This window comes from Streptomyces sp. NPDC102279, assembly GCF_044766365.1.
In the GTDB taxonomy this organism is placed as follows: Bacteria; Actinomycetota; Actinomycetes; order Streptomycetales; family Streptomycetaceae; genus Streptomyces.
The window spans coordinates 530,382-547,742 of record NZ_JBIWLU010000003.1; the positions used below are offsets into that span (position 1 = coordinate 530,382).

General features: G+C 65.0%; 15 protein-coding genes and 1 pseudogene. 3 read left to right on the forward strand and 13 right to left on the reverse strand.

Translation table 11 applies throughout. The annotated features are described in order from the left end of the window. On the forward strand, positions 1 to 573 hold the full coding sequence (locus tag ACIRQH_RS09185; RefSeq protein ID WP_404224900.1) for a guanylate kinase: 573 nt from the start codon (positions 1 to 3) through the stop codon (positions 571 to 573). Then, complete coding sequence (locus tag ACIRQH_RS09190) at positions 570 to 1,421, forward strand: DUF1932 domain-containing protein (protein WP_404224902.1); 852 nt, start codon at positions 570 to 572, stop codon at positions 1,419 to 1,421. Before ACIRQH_RS09185 ends, ACIRQH_RS09190 begins: the two co-directional genes overlap by 4 nt. Here ACIRQH_RS09190 and ACIRQH_RS09195 read toward each other — a convergent pair. The 10 genes and pseudogenes from ACIRQH_RS09195 to ACIRQH_RS09240 all read right to left on the reverse strand — a co-directional run bounded on the left by ACIRQH_RS09195 (position 1,418) and on the right by ACIRQH_RS09240 (position 12,446). Beyond that, positions 1,418 to 2,062, reverse strand: coding sequence for an HAD family hydrolase (locus tag ACIRQH_RS09195; RefSeq protein WP_404224904.1), 645 nt, complete (start codon positions 2,060 to 2,062; stop codon positions 1,418 to 1,420). The genes ACIRQH_RS09190 and ACIRQH_RS09195 overlap by 4 nt on opposite strands. Before the next feature lie 9 nt (positions 2,063 to 2,071). Further along, the gene (locus ACIRQH_RS09200; RefSeq protein WP_404224906.1) at positions 2,072 to 2,857 is read right to left on the reverse strand and encodes a hypothetical protein; all 786 of its coding nucleotides are present in this window, start codon (positions 2,855 to 2,857) and stop codon (positions 2,072 to 2,074) included. A gap of 139 nt (positions 2,858 to 2,996) precedes the next feature. Continuing rightward, positions 2,997 to 3,602, reverse strand: a complete 606-nt coding sequence (locus ACIRQH_RS09205) for a hypothetical protein (RefSeq protein ID WP_404224908.1) — start codon at positions 3,600 to 3,602, stop codon at positions 2,997 to 2,999. A 249-nt stretch (positions 3,603 to 3,851) separates the two neighbouring features. Continuing rightward, positions 3,852 to 4,607 (reverse strand): hypothetical protein, encoded by a 756-nt coding sequence (locus tag ACIRQH_RS09210; RefSeq protein WP_404224910.1) that lies wholly within the window; start codon positions 4,605 to 4,607, stop codon positions 3,852 to 3,854. Positions 4,608 to 5,092: 485 nt separating this feature from the next. Then, positions 5,093 to 6,169, reverse strand: a complete 1,077-nt coding sequence (locus tag ACIRQH_RS09215; protein WP_404224912.1) for a hypothetical protein — start codon at positions 6,167 to 6,169, stop codon at positions 5,093 to 5,095. Beyond that, a complete protein-coding gene (locus ACIRQH_RS09220) occupies positions 6,166 to 6,975 on the reverse strand; it encodes a hypothetical protein (protein WP_404224914.1) in 810 nt (269 codons plus the stop codon). Before ACIRQH_RS09220 ends, ACIRQH_RS09215 begins: the two co-directional genes overlap by 4 nt. A 356-nt stretch (positions 6,976 to 7,331) precedes the next feature. Then, complete coding sequence (locus ACIRQH_RS09225; protein WP_404224916.1) at positions 7,332 to 9,008, reverse strand: HNH endonuclease; 1,677 nt, start codon at positions 9,006 to 9,008, stop codon at positions 7,332 to 7,334. Between the two features lie 139 nt (positions 9,009 to 9,147). Next, positions 9,148 to 9,261, reverse strand: a pseudogene (locus tag ACIRQH_RS09230) (thiamine pyrophosphate-dependent enzyme); the annotation flags it as partial. A gap of 195 nt (positions 9,262 to 9,456) precedes the next feature. Then, positions 9,457 to 10,296, reverse strand: coding sequence for a hypothetical protein (locus ACIRQH_RS09235; RefSeq protein WP_404224918.1), 840 nt, complete (start codon positions 10,294 to 10,296; stop codon positions 9,457 to 9,459). A 698-nt stretch (positions 10,297 to 10,994) separates the two neighbouring features. Then, positions 10,995 to 12,446 carry a DHA2 family efflux MFS transporter permease subunit gene (locus ACIRQH_RS09240; RefSeq protein ID WP_404224920.1) on the reverse strand — a complete coding sequence of 484 codons (1,452 nt, stop codon included), beginning with the start codon at positions 12,444 to 12,446 and terminating at the stop codon, positions 10,995 to 10,997. Positions 12,447 to 12,534: 88 nt separating this feature from the next. Between ACIRQH_RS09240 and ACIRQH_RS09245 the strand changes: the two genes are divergently transcribed. Further along, entirely contained in the window at positions 12,535 to 13,284 is a 750-nt protein-coding gene (locus ACIRQH_RS09245) for a TetR/AcrR family transcriptional regulator (protein ID WP_404224922.1), read from the forward strand. Between the two features lie 52 nt (positions 13,285 to 13,336). Here the strand turns inward: ACIRQH_RS09245 and ACIRQH_RS09250 are convergent, their stop codons facing one another. From ACIRQH_RS09250 to ACIRQH_RS09260, 3 genes are all read right to left on the reverse strand, one after another. Continuing rightward, entirely contained in the window at positions 13,337 to 14,899 is a 1,563-nt protein-coding gene (locus tag ACIRQH_RS09250; protein WP_358815464.1) for an APC family permease, read from the reverse strand. A gap of 120 nt (positions 14,900 to 15,019) precedes the next feature. Beyond that, positions 15,020 to 16,018 carry an MBL fold metallo-hydrolase gene (locus ACIRQH_RS09255; RefSeq protein WP_388875995.1) on the reverse strand — a complete coding sequence of 333 codons (999 nt, stop codon included), beginning with the start codon at positions 16,016 to 16,018 and terminating at the stop codon, positions 15,020 to 15,022. 220 nt (positions 16,019 to 16,238) lie between these two features. Beyond that, on the reverse strand, positions 16,239 to 17,048 hold the full coding sequence (locus ACIRQH_RS09260) for a BTAD domain-containing putative transcriptional regulator (protein WP_355882179.1): 810 nt from the start codon (positions 17,046 to 17,048) through the stop codon (positions 16,239 to 16,241). Positions 17,049 to 17,361 lie beyond the last annotated feature (313 nt).

Here is a 17,361-nt window from a genome sequence, read left to right on the forward strand (position 1 = left end):
GTGATCCTTTACGGGCCGCCCGGCGTTGGAAAGGACACCATCACTGGTGAACTGTCGCGACTCCGCGCGGAGTTCGCGCTGTTCGAGCGTCTCAAGGCTGGGCCTGGGCGTACGGCGGGATACCGGCTTACGACCGCTGAGCACATCGAAGCACTGTCGCGGGCCGGAGCGCTCCTTTACCGCAACGCCCGCTATGAAGCTGAGTACGCCATCGACTGGAAGGGCATCGCTGCTTTGGTGGACGCCAACCGCATCCCCGTTCTACATATGGGGCAGGTCCTGGGGGCCAGTGCGGTTGCTACCTTTCCACTGAACTGGATCCGTGTGCTCTTGTGGTGTCCCCTGGATGTTACGGAGTCGCGTTCCATCAGCCGCGGGGACAGGGATGCGGAGGCCCGGGTGAAGGTTTGGCACGAGACCCGAGAGGACCTGTTGGCCCACGAAACCGAGCCTTGGACCCTAGCGCTCCGGACCGATCGGCTCAGCCCCACCGAGTCCGCCGACGCCATCATCGACGCCCTCGCGACCAATGCCTCAGCCGAGGACCGGAACATTCGGGAGCTTGTCGGATGACGACGGTCGGCATCCTGCACCCGGGCAGCATGGGGGCTGCCGTCGCTGGTCAGGTTAGGCGCTCCGGCGCTGAGGTGCTCTGGTGCCCGGCCGGGCGCAGTGCGAGCAGTCAAGCCCGAGCCAAACGATATGGGCTCACCCCTGTAAACGCGTTGGGAGAGATGGCCGAGAGGGCGGACATCATCCTGAGTCTCTGCCCGCCGGCCGCCGCTGAGGACGTGGCGCGTGACGTCGCGGCGTGCTCGTATGCCCGTATCTACGTCGATGGGAACGCGGTTTCCCCAGCAACGATGGCCAACATCAGTGCCATCGTTCAGTGTTCTGGCGCGACCGCGGTTGACGGCTCCGTGATCGGGTCCCCGCCGTCGAACTCGAAGAACACTCGCCTCTACCTTTCTGGACCTGCCGACGCTGTGGCCTTGGGCGCCCGCCTCTTCGACGGAAGTGCCGTGCAAGCGCGCCTCTTGCCTGGCGGCATCGGGCAGGCCTCCGCCCTCAAGTTGTCGTACAGCAGCTATCAGAAGGCGAGCCGCGTACTAGCGGCCGTCGCGTACGCCCTCGCTAGTGATCACGGGGTAGAGGCTGAGCTACTCGACATCGCCGAAGAGCGTACGACCAGCTACCTGGCAGAGACCGGCTACCTCCCAAAGGTCGCTGCCCGATCATGGCGTTGGGGCCCCGAAATGAAGGAGGCGGCGCACGCTCTCGAAGAGGTGGGCCTCCCGTCTGAGCTGGCCATGGCCGCAGGCGCCGTGATGGATCGCTGGACGGGCCTTAAAGACGTGTCGCCGGATCTCGCACTTGTACTGGACGAGCTGCACACCAGCCTGCACGACGAGTTGCCCTAGACCGTACTCCTTTGCAGAACCTCGATGGCCTCCGCGATGTCCGACACCATGACGTCCGGCGCGTCGAGGCCATCGGGCCATTCCCGTCCATTGGCCACCCACAACGTCTTTAGCCCCGCCGCCCTTGCCCCACCCATGTCCGTGTCAGGGTTGTCGCCTACTAGCCACCCTCCGGCGCTCAGCGTCGCACCACATTCCGCCGCTGCGGCTTCGAAGAAGCCGTGGGCCGGCTTCCGCACTCCTACTTCCTCTGACACACAGATGCCGTCGAAGAGCGGCGCGAGACCCGACCTAGCGAGCTTGGCCCGCTGGATGTCCCCTGCGCCGTTCGTTGCGATGCCAATGGTCCACCCCGAGCCGCGCAGCGCTTCGAGCCCATCCCTGACTCCGGGGAAGCAGCGCACAGAGCGCGCAACGCCTTCGACGTACTCGTGCCAAAGGTTCCAGGGGTCGTCTCCGATCCCAAGCACTGTCTGAAGTGCCACGAAGTCCTCGGGATACGCCCGCTCGCAGAGTTGTGCGCAGATTATTGCGTATGCCCCGCCGGGCAGGGAGTGGGAGCGAATGAAGGCGCGAGCCCATTCGTCCAGGCTGGCACTACGGTCTATTAGCGTGTTGTCTAGGTCGAAAAGTACAAGCACGATGCGACCTTACACGATGTCCGGCAATTCGGGTTCGGTTGGCTTTGCTCTCATACGCTGATTGACTTCCTTTAAGAAAATCGCTCGCGTGGCTTTGTAGGTGGAGTTGAATGAATCCATAACTCTCTTAAATGTGGGAGCGACGCCGAAGGCGGAGAGATACAGGACGCCCATCCTTTCTTGCTCGCTCAGGTAAGTGCATTCTTGCAGCTTCCCTCTCGCCGCTACTGCGGATTGCGGCGCCGAGGAAAAAATCGAGATAACTCCAGTAGTGAGTCCTTGTGTAAAGTTCTGGATTATTTGCTGGGAGAGAGGGTCCATATTTACGGAAAATGGTGCCATGGCCGTCTCTGCCATTTGCCGGATTTCGATAGGCAGTTCTACCGGGCCGTTGCGCAGAATTTCTGCTCTCGTAGCGGTAAGCGCGGTTTGAGCTTCGAGAGTCGTACCGTCCAGTGGTTGGCTTATGCCCAATGTTTGCGCTCGCCGCGCCTTAGCCACAGCCAGATCGAATTTGTCCTGTGCCGCTATAAGTGGGCCAAATTGAAACCTGATAATCGCCAAACCGCGCTGTTTCGCCGATGCCTGCTCGGCCAGGGCGTATATTTTTCCAGGCCCTTCGAACTCAATTTTCCGTAGTTCAGTATCTACGCAGGTCGCGGCCTCGGCGACCTCGGTGGCGTACTCTGCCCACGATGCAATGGCGTCGAGAGGGCGACTGAGAACGTTCTCGGCGCCGTCCAGTGCCTCAGTAAAGGCAAGCCAGGCGGTCCGCTGGTTCTCGCTGCGCCACATGTGGTGAGGACCTTCTACTTGCGTTTCCGCCGACTTTATGGAAGCCGTCGCCTGATGTCGACCCACCGCATATGCGGCTGCTGCGGCGGGTGTGGCTACGGCCGCCCCGATAAGGGCGGAAATTACCTCCGCTTGCATTCTACTCTTTCCGCCCCTTCTGGCTAGCGTGCTGATCGAGTGCGGAACTGGCGACCTTCAAGAATGCGCGCAACGCGCTATTGAAAAGCTCTAGATCCTTAGGTAGATGAGATGTCTTCCATCCCATGGCTGTCGGGAAATTATCCGTTACGCTCTTCAGTTCATGCATGACTCGAAAAAGGCCTACGAGTGATTTTGAGAGTTCCATAACTTTCGTGGCCTCTGGCTCTATGGTCAGGGGGCCGTTTAGGATTACTCTTCTCCCGTTAGTGGCTATCTCATCGGCCAGTTCAACAGCTCGCGATATGTAGCCCTCTTTGAAGGTGTCCGGCGAAATAATGACGCCGCTATCCTCTGAGCGATCTCCGGCGAGGAAACTCGGTGGTAAGAAGTGTCGTCCGTGAGTGATCCAAGGGGCGAGATGATTTTGCAGAGCTGCCGCGGACGACGCGAAGGCTTCGTAGGATGCCCGCCGGGGCTCCGTGCGCTCTCGGATGGCGTCACTGTGCACCTGCATCCTGGCCACGGACCGTGATGCCCAACCCGAGGCGAAGGTTCCGACGGTGCCCGCGGCGGCACCTAGCACTGCGGCTATCCCTGCGTCCATGACGGAATGATGCCCGGCATCGGCTCACTGCGGGCCATAAGTGGACCAAGACGTGAGAGTTGCGAACGGGAGTGAGAGAACCCCCGGGTCGGAGGCATGTTCCGTGCTGGAGATCGGCGGCCCTGAAAGCCGTTCCTGTCCTGCGGTGGCTCCTGCTCATCTCTGGCTGAGGAGTAGGAGCCTAGCCGCGGGAAGTTGGTAGGTCATCTGCTTGTGGAGGTGGCGAGCGGTACTTGCCAGGAGGCATCGTCAAGGGCCGGCAGGGCTTTCGTCCTCGATTAGCCCGACCTCCCTCCCGATGCGGTCAAGGTCTGCGGCCCAGGGCTTGCCCGGCATCAAGTCGTTGAACGCCTGCATGCCGAGGTAGAGCAGCAGGCAGGCCATGAGTGGCGAACGCTCGCTCGGGTCGGGAGCCTTCCCGTACTCCGGCCGTGCGAGCAGTCGCACCGCCTCGCCAGAGTCATCACGGAATGACTGAGCGGCCGTCAGTCCCGAGTGCGACAGCTGCGTTTCGCTGAGCCAGACTTCCAGCAAGCCTTTGGTCGCCAGGCTGTTCAGGAGCTTGCTGGTATTCGCGTACTGGTTGGCGGCGTTGGGTGTGATAGCGGCCGACGCGACTGCATCGGCCGACGCAGCTACCTCGTCGTCGTACGAAAAGGTGCCGCCACGGTCGATCGCCTTGCGTAGTTTGTCCTGAGTGTGCTGGAACGCCCTATTCAGAGAATCAACGGCGTCCCCACCGTCCCTTGCCAGCCATTGAATCTGTGCCATGTACTCGATCATCAAGCGACGATTGGGGGCTGCCTCGTGGCCGAACCCCTTGCGATGCAGCAGTACCACTGCGGACGCCTGACCATGGAGGGCTGCCAGCAAGCCCCATCCGACTAGGAAGGGCCGCTGATCATCCGACGTAGGGGTAAAGGCTGCCACGTCCGATTCCAACAGCATTGTCAATGCTTCCAGGCCGGTGGTGGCCCGCGTGTTGTCTTGCTCAACCTTCGTCATGGAGGCAAGGGTGCCGGGGCGCAGCGCTGTGGCGCACGGCAATTAGAGCGATCGGCCAGGGGCCAGTCTCAGTTGCAGTCTCATTTGATGCTTGGTCCGAAACCGTTCAGAGGGGTCCGTGGACGTCCGCGAACCCCACCGACCAGGGGAAAGCCTGCTTCGCGGACGCCCATGTACGCCTCCAAGCCAAGATCGGACAGCTCGTAAGGCGTCTGCTTCGGGAGAGCCCTGAGAGGCATGAGACGTCTTAAGCTCTGCATCGCTTGAATCCAGTCGCTGCTGAAGGCATGAAAGAGCGCGCGAGATCTCGCAAGGGAGGTTGCGATGCGCCGCTTGAGCGCGACCAGTCATCAACGGCACAGGCGCTACCTGAGCAGTCCTTTTACTTACTTACTTAGTTGTCGGGCGACGTCACGGCCCAGCCCGTAGTTCGGGTATGCCAAATGAGCCGCTCTACAGTGCGGCTCTCACTTTGAACGAATCCGTTACAGGCTTGGACTCAAAGTATTCGCGTGCGTGCTTGCCTCGCCGTCGAGTTCCAGGGCGGATTGTAGTTCTGGGTCGATGAATTCTAGTTGACTGTCAAAGCGATGTTGGAGATTGCTGACTAGGCGGGCAATTGTATTGCCGCACGTTCCAACGCCAATGTAAATGCGCATCCATTGGCGGCCAATCTCCATGCGCAAGCTGTGTCCCACGTGTAGGTCCACGGCTTCGACGCTAATTACTTCCCCTGACAGTTCTGGCACTCCCCATAGGCGGAATGGCTGCCGTGAAGCAAAGAGGCTAGATGCGAAACTCTCAAGGTCAGGGATTTGGCGGCTGAAGCGAATCGCGATAGGGGATCCTGTTAGCGCAACCCCTCCGGTCGCTGCCGCAGGAGACCAGTCAATCGCGCGCGTCTCGAATAGCTTCACGAGTCGACTATACCGACGGATAACCGTATCGACGAACTGGAAGTGATATTCCAGATCCCCTGAGACCGCAAAGCGTCCCATTCTGTCGATGCCTTCATTGATGCGACCTAGGGCGGGATCGCTTAGCGACACTTGCACACTGTCGAATGAGACGGCAGATCGATACTCTGCGTCGTTCGAAATGTGCCTCAACAAGCGTTCAGCGTCGCGCCCAGCCAGATTAATCGTGAGATCTTGGGCTGGGTCGTCTTCGGTTAGGAAATCTCTCCCGTGAAACTTCGTTCGGACACGATTTGAAACCGCGTTTGGCCACACGTTTTCTAGATGCCCTGATGGAAGCCACATCCAATCGAGGTCCCGACGTCTCTCGATTTTCTCATGAAGAATTGGATTTAGCTTGCGCATTGGCATGCTTGAATGCACAGACCAGAATCGATCTCCGAGTTGGTCTACCCAAAAATCACCCTCATCGGAGAATACGCGGAAGAGGAAAGCGTCTTCGGTTGGAATGTATTCCTCTGTGCCGAAGATGGAGCGAATTCGCTTCTCGGGGTTCGCCTCTCCGCAGTGTGCTTCTAGCACTACTGTGCGTGTCGGTCCGGAGGCGTCTTGCAGGCTCTCGACCATGGTCGCCCGAGTCGTCATGGCCTCTCCTCTGCCTCGTTGTCTTCACTATCGTCACCGTCGCCCAGCTCCTGCAACAGGTCAAGCTGGTTTGGGTCCGTTTGGAGTCGCTGCCGGGAGCGCGAGCGTCTCGAAAGGGCCTGATAAGCCTGTGTACGTCCACGAGCGTCGAAATCCTCAGGTGTTCGGAGGATGTTAACGAGCGTCTCGTCCCGGCCAGGGCTCATTGCGCACCGAAAGGTATCGGGGTGTTCAGTGGCGATCTGGCGGGCGGCTTTGGCGACCTTTGCCACGATTTGCCCCCGGGCCTGTCTGCCGTAGTGCCCGAAGCGAGGACAGCATGCCTCGGCCAGTCCGCGTGCTGTGACGGAGACCTCGCCCCGTGATGCGGCTTGCACAAGGCGGCCGCGTACTGGCACTACGAACTCGGTGTCGTCTGACTCATGGTCGTAGGGGATGTAGCTAGTGGGGGGAGCCAAGAGGCCGACTCCATCCGCAGGGATCCCGGCTAGCAGGTTCGCAGAAGCGTGCTCGGGGCGGAGGAGCTTGATCGACTTGTCCGACACCGTGAGGAGGGGGCAATTGGCCTTGGCCGCGTCCAGGCTGAGAGTGAGGCGTTCGGCATGCTCCTCGAGGCCGACGTAGAGGATCTCCAGCGACAGCTCCATGGCGTGAGGCAGGCTGAGTGACACCGCCCTGACCACGTTTTGAGGTAGGAGCCTGCCGTACCGGCGAGCTTGATCGACTTCAACATTTGCGCCGGATTTACTCTCGCAGACGACTAGGTGTGCGGCCTCTCGGTGAAACAGGACCACGTCAGCGACCACGCTGGAGCTTCCACCGCAGGTAATGGGCGCTTCGAGTGCAACAACTTGGAAGCCAGTGCTGGCCAGGGGCGCTGGGTTGATGTCGTGAGATGTGCATAGACCCAGCAAGGCATTGATGGGCAACAGTCGGCGTGCCGTCAACGGACCTCCTGGATCGCACAGTTCGCAGCGAGCCTACTCTCCGTTAGAGGGCAGTGACTAGTTGTCGGCGTTCGTGTTGACTCCCTGCTGACAACTCTGCTAGCGCCGCCCCGTCTGCGTCAGTTGCGCTGCCTGTCAGGAGAGTTCATCGGCCGTGAACCGGCAGCCAGGTCACGACCACCCTGTTGATTTGGGAGCACGGGGCCGGTGCCTGGCTAACCAAGCGCCTCGACGTGCAGAAGCCGTGCCGTCGCAGCGAGGAGGCGACGCAGCTTCTCCCTGTTGACGCCGTAAGTCTTTAGGGCGTGACAGTTTGGGCAGAGGGCGATCATGTTCCAGGGAGCGTCGGGCCCGCCCTTAGCTAGGTCTTTTACATGGTCGACCTGCAAGATGGGCTGACCTGCTGTAGTTCGCTCCTTCGGGTGGCCGGCGCATTCGGGACTCTCGCAACTGCCCTTGCTGCGGCGCATAACTGCCGCCCTTGCACTGGGATCCCGTACGTAGCGGTCGGCGAGTGATGGCTTCTTCAACTCCTGCCGCCGATTGGCGTTGGCTTCCGCGTTCCGGGTCAGGCGCCGGTAGGCGTCCTCGTCGGTCTCCGAGGTATCGCGTAGTTGCGGGTCCAGGTCGCTTGGACGGTATGCGTCCGTGTCGTTGTGAAGCTCGCGGGTGTCGGCATTCAAGGCTTCGAGGGCGTCCGGCGGCCAAGCCTCGCGCTCTGGGGAGGGCACAGGGGCAAGCACCCAGACGTATTCGCGTCGCCACTGCTTGTCTTCCCCGATGCCCCATCGCAAACGGCGTTGCACGATGACAGCCCACGTTTCGAAGCTGAATTGTCCTTGGAAGGGTTTGTGCCAGTAGCGCAGGGGGCGGCCAGCAGACTGATACTCGGCCATGAGTTCGTTGCCATCTGTGATGCTTTGGTCCCCGGAAAGACCGTCACCGACGTAGGCGATCCAATTCGTATCTGGCATGCGGCCGTCAGCGTAGGGGCCTTTGTCATCCGAGAAGGCGCTCAAGATGCCATCAGCGAGACAGCCGATCCCTGCCATCTTCTGGCCACCGTAGGCGCGCCAGATGGCGTCGCGGTCCTTGAAGGTCTCGCCCATTTGCGGCCGTAGTGCGTCGGCCCACCGGCCGGCGAGCAGTTCGTGCAGCCCGAAGTCCCTCAGCAGGTCGGAAGGCAGCGGGTAGAAGTAACGCATGATGAGGCTGGCTGCGGCAGAGGCCGCGGCTTCAGGGCGCGATTGCAGCAGAGCGCAGTCATCCTCACGGAGACCGCCGGTAGGGTCGACCTGATCCAAGGACTCCAGGGTGGGACGCTGTCCACGGCTGGTGAGGACGAAGCCCTCCGCACGATCCAAGATCCACAAGTCATCGCGCGTGAGTGCCCAAAACGGGTAGCGCGCGCCCGCCGTGCCGTCCTCGATGTGGGCGTACTTCTCCAATAGCGGGGCTATGGCGTCGCGTGTGGTGGACCAGGGCTGCATGCGTGGAGCGCCAGCTATGGCCTGCCCGATCGCCCACAGGAGAAGCACAGGCCGGTGCAACGCCGTGCCAGCCGCGCGCCGTGCCGGCCGCAGGTCTCCCACGCGCCGGTGGAAGGTTTTGGGCAGCTCCACGACGGTGAAGCCCTCCCGCCTCAGCCACGCTACGGCGGCCTTGAGGCCACCGCTGAACCCTGGCGTTGAGGGCTTGAGAGCTTCGCCGAAGTCGTACTTGTGAGCGACGCCGGCTATAGCCTTCGAGTCGTACTGCCGCCCCTCGTACACAAGTAGGTAGGTGGCAGCCGCGTGGAAGCCGTAGGTGGCACGGAACGAGTCCACTCCAAGTCGGTCGTGCTCTTCAATCGCTCGCAGGATTCCCGCGCGTGTGATCTCAGATGGAGCCATGGGCGACACCGTAAATCAAGGCACTGACAAGGAGACCTGCTTGCCCTGGTCCAACCGGCTCCGCGCGACCTCGGAGCGCGGTTGCGTAAGGCGACCGGCGCTGTCCCCTCGCGACTGACGTGTGTCAGCCCTGCTAGACCACCGCGAGGACCGGGCGGGAGGGATCGGCCGCCGCCGCGCCGAGGGCCGCAGGGAAGCCGTAGCCGAGACCGCCCGCTTCCTGCGCGGAGTGCATAGTGGTGCACCCGCGCGGGGTGCCAGGTGGGACGATCGGTGCCCGGTGGAGCGCTTGGGTCTTGGTTAGGCGCCAAGGGCGGCTATGGCCGCAGACCTGGGCTCCAGCCTGCGGTTGGTTGGTCCCCGTCATCGGCTTATAGCCAGGTCACTTGCCTAGCCGACTACAGCCGGGGGCATCCTCAGAATCGCTGTGGGAGCGTCACGCCGCCTGTCAGGCTGCGGCAATGGTCGATGACGCATCAACCGGCTGGCTACCTGATGGCGCTAGCTTTGGCCCATCGGCACCACGCGTGCTGACAGCGCCGAACACCGTGTGCATCTGCATCCCGGCGTCAAGGACCTCCGTAACGATGCGCTTCAGCAGCTCTTCCTTCGTTGGGCCATCCATGCCGTCCGCGACCCGTTCCGCATACAGGAAGTACTGGTTTAGGACCGGTTGGTTGAAATACTGGTTGAGCTGCTGCAACGACCGGTCATAGACCGAGAGGAACGTCTTGCTGAGGTACCCGACAAACGCGGTAGCCAGCGCGGCCAGCGAGCCGATGAAGACCCGCTCTCCTGTTGCCGTGAACTGCATCGACGCGTAGAACGCGACCACCATGACGACCAAACCCACCGCCATGGCCGCCAGGCTGCTCGCGAAGGACTTGTTCGCCTGTTTGGTTGCGATGCCGTGGTACTGCTCGAGCAAAACTCGGTTGAAGTTGACCAAGCTGGGGAGCTCCATTCGCTCCCTCAACTGATCGGCCGCGCTATCCAGGCGCTCGGCTTCCTTCTGGCGAGCAGCTTCGCGGCGCCGGTCACGCAATACGATCGTGGTAACACCCGTCCCCAACAAGACCAGCCCCGACGTCGCGACGATGGCGGGCCACCAGCTCGAGCCTCTGAACAGGGTCACCACGGACGGGACCACTATCAAGATGGCTAGGGACAGCCCCGAGAGTGCGACGAGCGCGTATGGAGGGGTCTTGCTGCGCAGCCGGGCCATCTCGAGCTCATGCTTTGCCTTGTCGCGCGCGGCATAGGTCGCCCACTCGTCATCTTTGTACACATGTTCCTGAGGCACAGGCCTGTCCCCCTCTTACCCCTGTCTGGCCGATCACCGTACCGAGTCCGGTCAGCTCCACGCAGTCGTTCCGCCTCACCCGCCCAGCGCACGGCTACATCTGTGCCCGAGCAGATGGAGCGGGACGTGGAGTTGATGCTCCTCGGTCAACGACCGCCTCAAGAGGTAGCTGTCAGCTCTGTTGATCGCTGTCGAAAGAGCTAAGTAAGCGGACTCTGGCCGGCTCGGCGTGGGGGCACCAGTGGAGCGCCGAGGTGATATGAGGCGCGAAAGGGCGGGCGGGGCTTGATCGTTGCGCGGCCTGTCAATCTTCCGGTTCGACCTTCCGCGTGCTTTCACTCGACGCCGCGAGCCAGGGGTCAGTCTCAGTTGCAGTCTCATTCAGTGCTCAGACCGGCGTCGTCCGCCAACGTCCATTGAAGTTCCTGAACCTTCTGACCAGCTCGGAAGCCAGTTTCATGGACCCCTACGGACGCGCCCGGAGCAAGATCGGACAGCTCGTAATGCGTAGGTCTCGGGTTCGAATCCCGAAGGCGGCTCGGAATTACCCCAGGACTCACTCGCCGTGACCTGGGGTTTTTTCATGCCCTGTTTCGGTGGACGGTGCAGTGCGGCCGTGTCGGCGGCGCTGGTCCGCGAGGTAGGTGATCCGTGGACGGTGGTGCGGTCCGTCCGGGCGGGGTTCAGCCGTGGGCCTGTTGGGCGTGGCGGGGGAGCAGGCCCACCAGGAGCAGGGTGAGGAAGTTCAGGGCTGCGGCTGTGGCGAAGATCAGTTCCGCCGCGGAGAGGTAGGAGGACAGGGACGGGTGGCCCACCCGGGCGAAGAAGAGCGTGCCGAGGGCGGCGACGCCCATCGCGCCCGCGAACTGCTGGACCGCGTTGAGCAGGCCCGCGCCCGTGCCGACCTCCTCGGCGGTGGCGTCGCCGATGATGAAGTCGACCAGTGGCACGAAGACCAGGCCTGAGCCGAATCCGGTGAGCAGGAGCGCGGGGGTCAGGTTCCAGACGGTGATGCCGGCCGCGAAGTGGGCGACGGACCACCACAGGGACAGCAGGCCGAGGACCGCGACGGCCAGGCCGAGGTGCAGGGTCGCGCGTCCCAGTTTCTCGGCGAGCACGGCGCCCGCGAGGAGGACGGCGACGGCCGTGCCGAGGGCCCAGGGGACCAGGGTGAGGCCGGTGTGCAGCGGGGACCAGTGCAGACCCTGCTGCAGCAGCAGGTTGATGACGAGGACGAACGCGCTGAGCGAGGCGTAGAACCCGGCGACGATCAGCAGGCCGACGACGAAGCTGCGCTTGCGGAACAGCGACGGTGTGATGACGGGGTGGCGGCTGCGCCGCTGGGAGAGGACGAACGCGGCGAGCAGGACGACCGAGGCGGCCATCATGGCGTAGGTCCAGGCGGGCCAGCCGAGTTCGCGTCCCTGGATGAGCGGGACGATCAGCAGGGCCGAGGCCGCGGTGAGCAGGCCGACGCCGGTGAGGTCGAGGCGGGCGGTCGGGTCCTCGCCGCCCCGGCGGGGCAGGACCCGCCACGCGAGGGCGCCGGCCAGGATGCCGAGCGGCACGTTGATGAGGAAGATCGAACGCCACTGGCTGCCGAACAGGTCCAGGTGGAGCAGCCAGCCGGCCAGAATGGGCCCGCCGACCATGGTCATGCCCATCAGTGGGCCTACGGGGGTCAGCGCCTTGCGCAGGTGCTGCGGCGGGAACACGACCTTCACGAGGGCCAGACCCTGCGGGATCATCACCGATCCGCACAGGCCCTGCAAGGTGCGGGCGACGATCAGGAAGAGCGGGTCGGGCGCCAGGCCGCAGGCCAGTGAGGTCAGGGTGAAGCCGGTCATGCCGAGCAGGAAGAGGCGGCGGCGTCCGAGCACGTCCCCGAGGCGGCCCGAGGTGACGAGGCCGAGCGCGAAGGCGGCGGTGTAGGCGCTGAGCACCCACTGGACGGTGACCTGTGAGCCGCCGAGGTCGGCGTGGATGGACGGGCCGGCGAGGCTCGCGATGCTGGAGTCGATGAGGTCCATGACGTCGGCCATGACCACGACGGTCAGGACGAGCCATGCGGTGCGCGACGGCGGGCTACTGGTGGGAGGCGCTTGGGGCAAGCGCTGGTCGATGGACACGAACACTGTTCTACAGAAGAACGCGGTTCCGAGCAAGGCGAACGGTGTTCTTGGTGACGCGGAACACCGTTCGTCGATTGGTTAGACTTCCCGTATGTCACCGACTCCGGAGCAACGCCGCGCGGCCCGGCACCAGCTCGGCACCGGCACGAGCGCACCCACGGCCCGGCGCGGACCGTCCGGCGGGCGCAAGAAGCCGATCACGGTCGAGGCCATCATCGGCACCGCGTTCGGCATCGTCGAGGCGGAGGGGTACGACGCCCTCACGATGCGGCGGGTGGCCACCGCGTTGGAGACGGGGCCGTCGTCGCTGTACGCCCACGTGGTCAACAAGGAGGACCTGGACGAGCTGCTCATCGGCCGGCTGTGCGCCGAGATCGAGCTGCCGGAGCCGGATCCCGCACTCTGGCGGCAGCAGCTCATCGGAGTCTGCACCCAGCTGCGCGACCAGTACCTGCGGTATCCGGGCATCTCCCGCGCTGCCATCGCCGCCGCCCCGTCGAACCTGGAGACGCTGCGGGTCGGCGAGGGCATGCTCGCCCTCCTGCTCGCCGGAGGCGTCGACCCGCAGATCGCCGCCTGGGCCCTCGACTCGCTGTCGCTGTACGTCAACGCCTACAGCCTCGAGGTCGCCCTGGTGAACAGCCGGCTCGGCCGTGGGGAGGGCGAGTGGGTCGTGAGCCGCGACGAACTGCTGCGCCGGTTCGCCGCCCTGCCCGACGACACCTTCCCGCACACGAAGCGCTACGCCGCCGAACTCACCGCCGGAACGGTCCACGACCGCTTCGACTTCACGCTCCGCCTGATGGTCGACGGGCTTCCGGGGGTCCGGAGGGACGCCTGAAGAAGCGGCACGCCCGGTGGCGCGGGACGCCCGAAGGGCAGGGTGACACCGGTCAGTGGCCCTCCTTGTCGTGGGCCGAGACCGGGATCGTCTCCTTGCGGAAGAACGCCGGGCGGAACACGCCGTACAGGAGCATCAGGACGGCGCCGACGAGGAGGGCGCCGATGCCGGTGACGAAGACGCCGCCGAGCTGCCAGTGCGGCGGGAACGGCAGGGTCCAGGACGTGCTGCCGTAGTCGGAGGCGGAGTACACGATGCAGGCGTTGATGAAGAAGTACAGCAGCATGGCGCCGCCCAGGCCCGGCATGACGCCCCTGGTCCAGAGGTCGCGCGGACTGCGGGTGAGGACCCTGCGGTAGTACCAGACGCAGGCGAAGCCGGTGAGGCCGTAGTAGAAGGCGATCATCAGGCCGACGGAGCCGATGGAGTCGGCGAGGACGTTCTCGCTGACCTGCGTCAGCAGCACGTAGAAGGCGATCGAGGCGATCCCCATGCCGACGGTGGACCAGGTCGGGGTGAGGAAGCGCGGGTGGATGCGCGCGAAGCGCTGCGGGAGGGCCTTGAACGCGGCCATGGACAGGGTCGTGCGGGCCGTGGGCAGGATCGTCGTCTGGGTCGAGGCCGCGGCCGAGGTGAGGACCATGACGATCAGGAGCTTGGTGGCGACCTGGCCGAGGCCTCCGGTGCCGAACACCTCCGCGCCGAGGCTGGACAGGACGTCCCCGGAGTTGTCGGGGTTGCCGAGGCCGATGCCCGTGTCGCCGACACCGGCGAACGACTGCGCCGACGTCGTGACCATGAGATACACCAGCAGCAGGATCACGGTGGAGATGACGGCGGCGCGGCCCGGGGTGCGGTCGCGGTCGGCGGTCTCCTCGTTCACGGACACGGCGGTGTCCCAGCCCCAGTAGATGAACACCCCGGCGAGGATGGACTTGGTCAGGTCGTCGAAGGAGTTGATCTCGAAGGGGTTGAACCACGACCAGGAGACCTCGGAGGAGACGGCCGGCGCCGTGCCGCCGTAGACCTTGACCAGGGCGGTCACCGCCAGCAGGACCAGCACCACGATCTCGATCGTGAGCAGCGCCTTCTGCAGGTTGGCCGACAGCTCGATGCCGATGTAGCAGATCAGCGTCATCACGGCGATCCACACGACACCGACGAAGGTGACCCAGAACGTGTTCTGCGCCAGCCCGTCCGCGCCGATCAGCTGGAAGCCGTACGCGCCCGCGATCTGCGCCAGGTTGGCCATCACGATGATGTCGGCGGCGACGATGCCCCATCCGCCGAGCCAGCCGGTACGGGGTCCGAAGGCCCGGGACGCCCAGGTGAACGTGGTCCCGCAGTCGGGGTCGGCCCGGTTCAGTTCCTTGTAGCCGTAGGCGATCAGGAACATCGGGACGAAGGCGAGCACGATGATGATCGGCGACTGGAAGCCCACGATGCCGACGATGACGCCGAGGGTCGCGGCGAGGCTGTAGGCGGGAGCGGTGGAGGCCAGCCCGATCACCGTGCTGGAGAACAGGCCCAGGGCGCCGCCCTTGAGGCCCTTGTCCGTGGCTCCCGGTCCCTGCGGGGGGAGCGGTGGGGGCGGCGGGACGGATGGTGAGCTCATGACGCCCTCCGGAACCTCGTGGCGCCCGTCCGTGCGAGACCGGGCGCCCGCTCTCCTCAGCATGGACCCGCGGGGCCGCGGGGGCGATCCGTGCGGTGGGCGGTGCCCGGGCCGCCGGTGTCAGGCGAGCGCGGCGGTGACGTCCACGGCCCGCAGATGCTGCGGGTTCAGGACCCGTGAGGAGGGGGTGGAGGCGGCCGTCAGCTGCTCGGCCGCCGTGGTGGGGGTGGTGGCGGCCAGCAGCGAGGGGGTCTTCGAGAGGGGGGTGGTCATGTCGTCGTGGTGGTTCGGGATGAGCAGGGGCGGGTTGCCGGTCGCGGACAGGAGGCGCTCCACGTAGCGGTGGAGGGCCGAGTGGGAGGTCATGGCGATCGTCGCGATGTCGGGGCGGATGCCCGACAGCTCGCGTTCCGCGAAGTTGCTCGCGCCCATGAGGAGGATGCTCGGGCCGCCGTCCACCGTGACCTGGTACGCCAGGGTGTCCCCCTCGACGAGGTCGCCCAGGGTGCTGGGGCGGCGGGGCGGGACGGTCCTGCTGCCGGGGGCGAAGTAGCCGTGGTCGGCCTGCTGGCTGTGCAGGCTGCGGAACACCTCGACCGTGTAGCCGTCGAACTGGAGGTACTCGCCGCCCTTGACCGGAATCACATCATCCATTCGGGCGCGTGGTGTACCCATCGCCGTCAGCAGATGGCCCACGGTCTCGTCGCACACCGCGCGGATGCGGTGCCTCGCCCAGGCGGGGCGGGCCAGCAGCTGCGGTACGTCCGCCACGTGGTCGAAGTGTCCGTGGCTGACGAGGATCAGCTCCGGGGCGCCGCGCAGGTGGTGGGCGGCGAGCTGTTCCACCGCCGTCCGGTCGCAGCGGAGCGGGAGGGACGGGTCCAGGTCGCCCTTCCTGTCCGCGTACGGCATCCGGCTCAGGTACGGGTCGAAGAGGATGCTGCGGTCGCCGTCGATGACGATCTCCCAGCCGGAGACGCCCAGCCAGCGCATCTCCACGGAGGTCGTGTACGGGGCGCCCCGGCGCGCCGTGGGCGCCGCTCCGACCAGGCCGGCGGCACCCGCCGCCGTACCCGACACCGCCAGGACTCCCTTGAGGACCGCACGCCGCCCGGCCATGTTCTGCCCCGCTTCCTCTGACGACTGACGAGGGTCATGAGTCCGAGGAACGCTACGACAGGGGGTGGCGTATGGGGGGATTTTCGGTCATTGCGGCGGGGGTGTCGGGAGGGGCCGGCGGGTCTCGGGGACCCGTGATCCGGACGACACCCCCAGGTCCGGCGGGAGTTCGCTCACGCGCGCCGGGCGGCCGGGGCCGGCTGCCCGCCGGGTGCCCGGGTCACCCCACCCGGTCCCCGGAGAGCGGGATCCCGGTGGCCCGCAGGAGCTGCTCGTCCTGCTGGAGGATCGCCTGCATCAACTCCCGTAAGCGCGAGCCGGGGTTGATGCCGATCTGCTCGCGCAGGATCTCCTTGGCGCGGTGGAAGACGCGGATGGCGTCGGCCTGCCGTCCCTCGCCGTAGTACGCCTTCATCAGCCCGGCGTAGAGGTCCTCGCGCAGCGGGTCGTGGTCGACCAGCTCCGACAGCTGGGAGATCGCCTCGCCGTAGTGGCCGAGCCCGACGTCGATCAGGGCGCGCAGTTCGGCGGCGGCCGTGCGTTCGCGGTCCAGGGCGTCGCCCTTCATGCGCAGTCGGCTCGACGTGACGTCCGTGAGGGCGGCGCCCCGCCACATGCCGAGCGCGCCGTCGAGGGACTCGGAGGCACTCTTGTACTGGCCGCGGGCGTGGAGTTCACGGACGTGCCGTACGGCGTCGCGGAAGACGAAGACGTCGATACGGTCGGCGGGTACGCGGAGTTCGTAGCCGAGGGTGTGCGAGGCGAGCGCGTCCCGGGTGAGGCCGGCGTCGGCCAGTGCGGTGCGGATCATCCAGGCGGAGGTCTGGAGCTGTCCGGAGACGGTCAGCGGCGGTTCGCCGTCCCAGGAGTCCTCGATGATCGCTTCCTTGGTGGTGACCTGTCCGGGCTTCAGCGCCAAGGAAGCGAGGAACCGTCGCTGCCGCTGACCCCGGATGGGTATCGGTATCCCGTTTCTCACCAGGGTCACGGGGCCGAGGAGCTGGATCGTCAGGCTGGTCCTGCTGTTCATGACGGTTCCCCTTGTTTGTGTGAATCAAGCCGTCGCCCAACAGGGGCTGAGGTGGTGACGGAACGGAGGGGAACCGCCGCGGGGACCTGGAGGGTGGTCCCGTCGGCGTTTCGTGGAGCGTGCTGGTGCGTCCCCCGTACCGTCGGCTCAAGTGCTCCGTGACGTCCGACCGCTGTGCAGGTCCCGGGGTGCCGGTTCCCGCCGCTTCGGTCCCGGGGTGCCGGTCCCGCTGTGCTGGTCACGGATGGGTGGGTCTCTCGGTGGCGCGCGCCGGCGGAGGTTCCGCCGGCGGCGTGGGTCGGTCGGTGCCGTG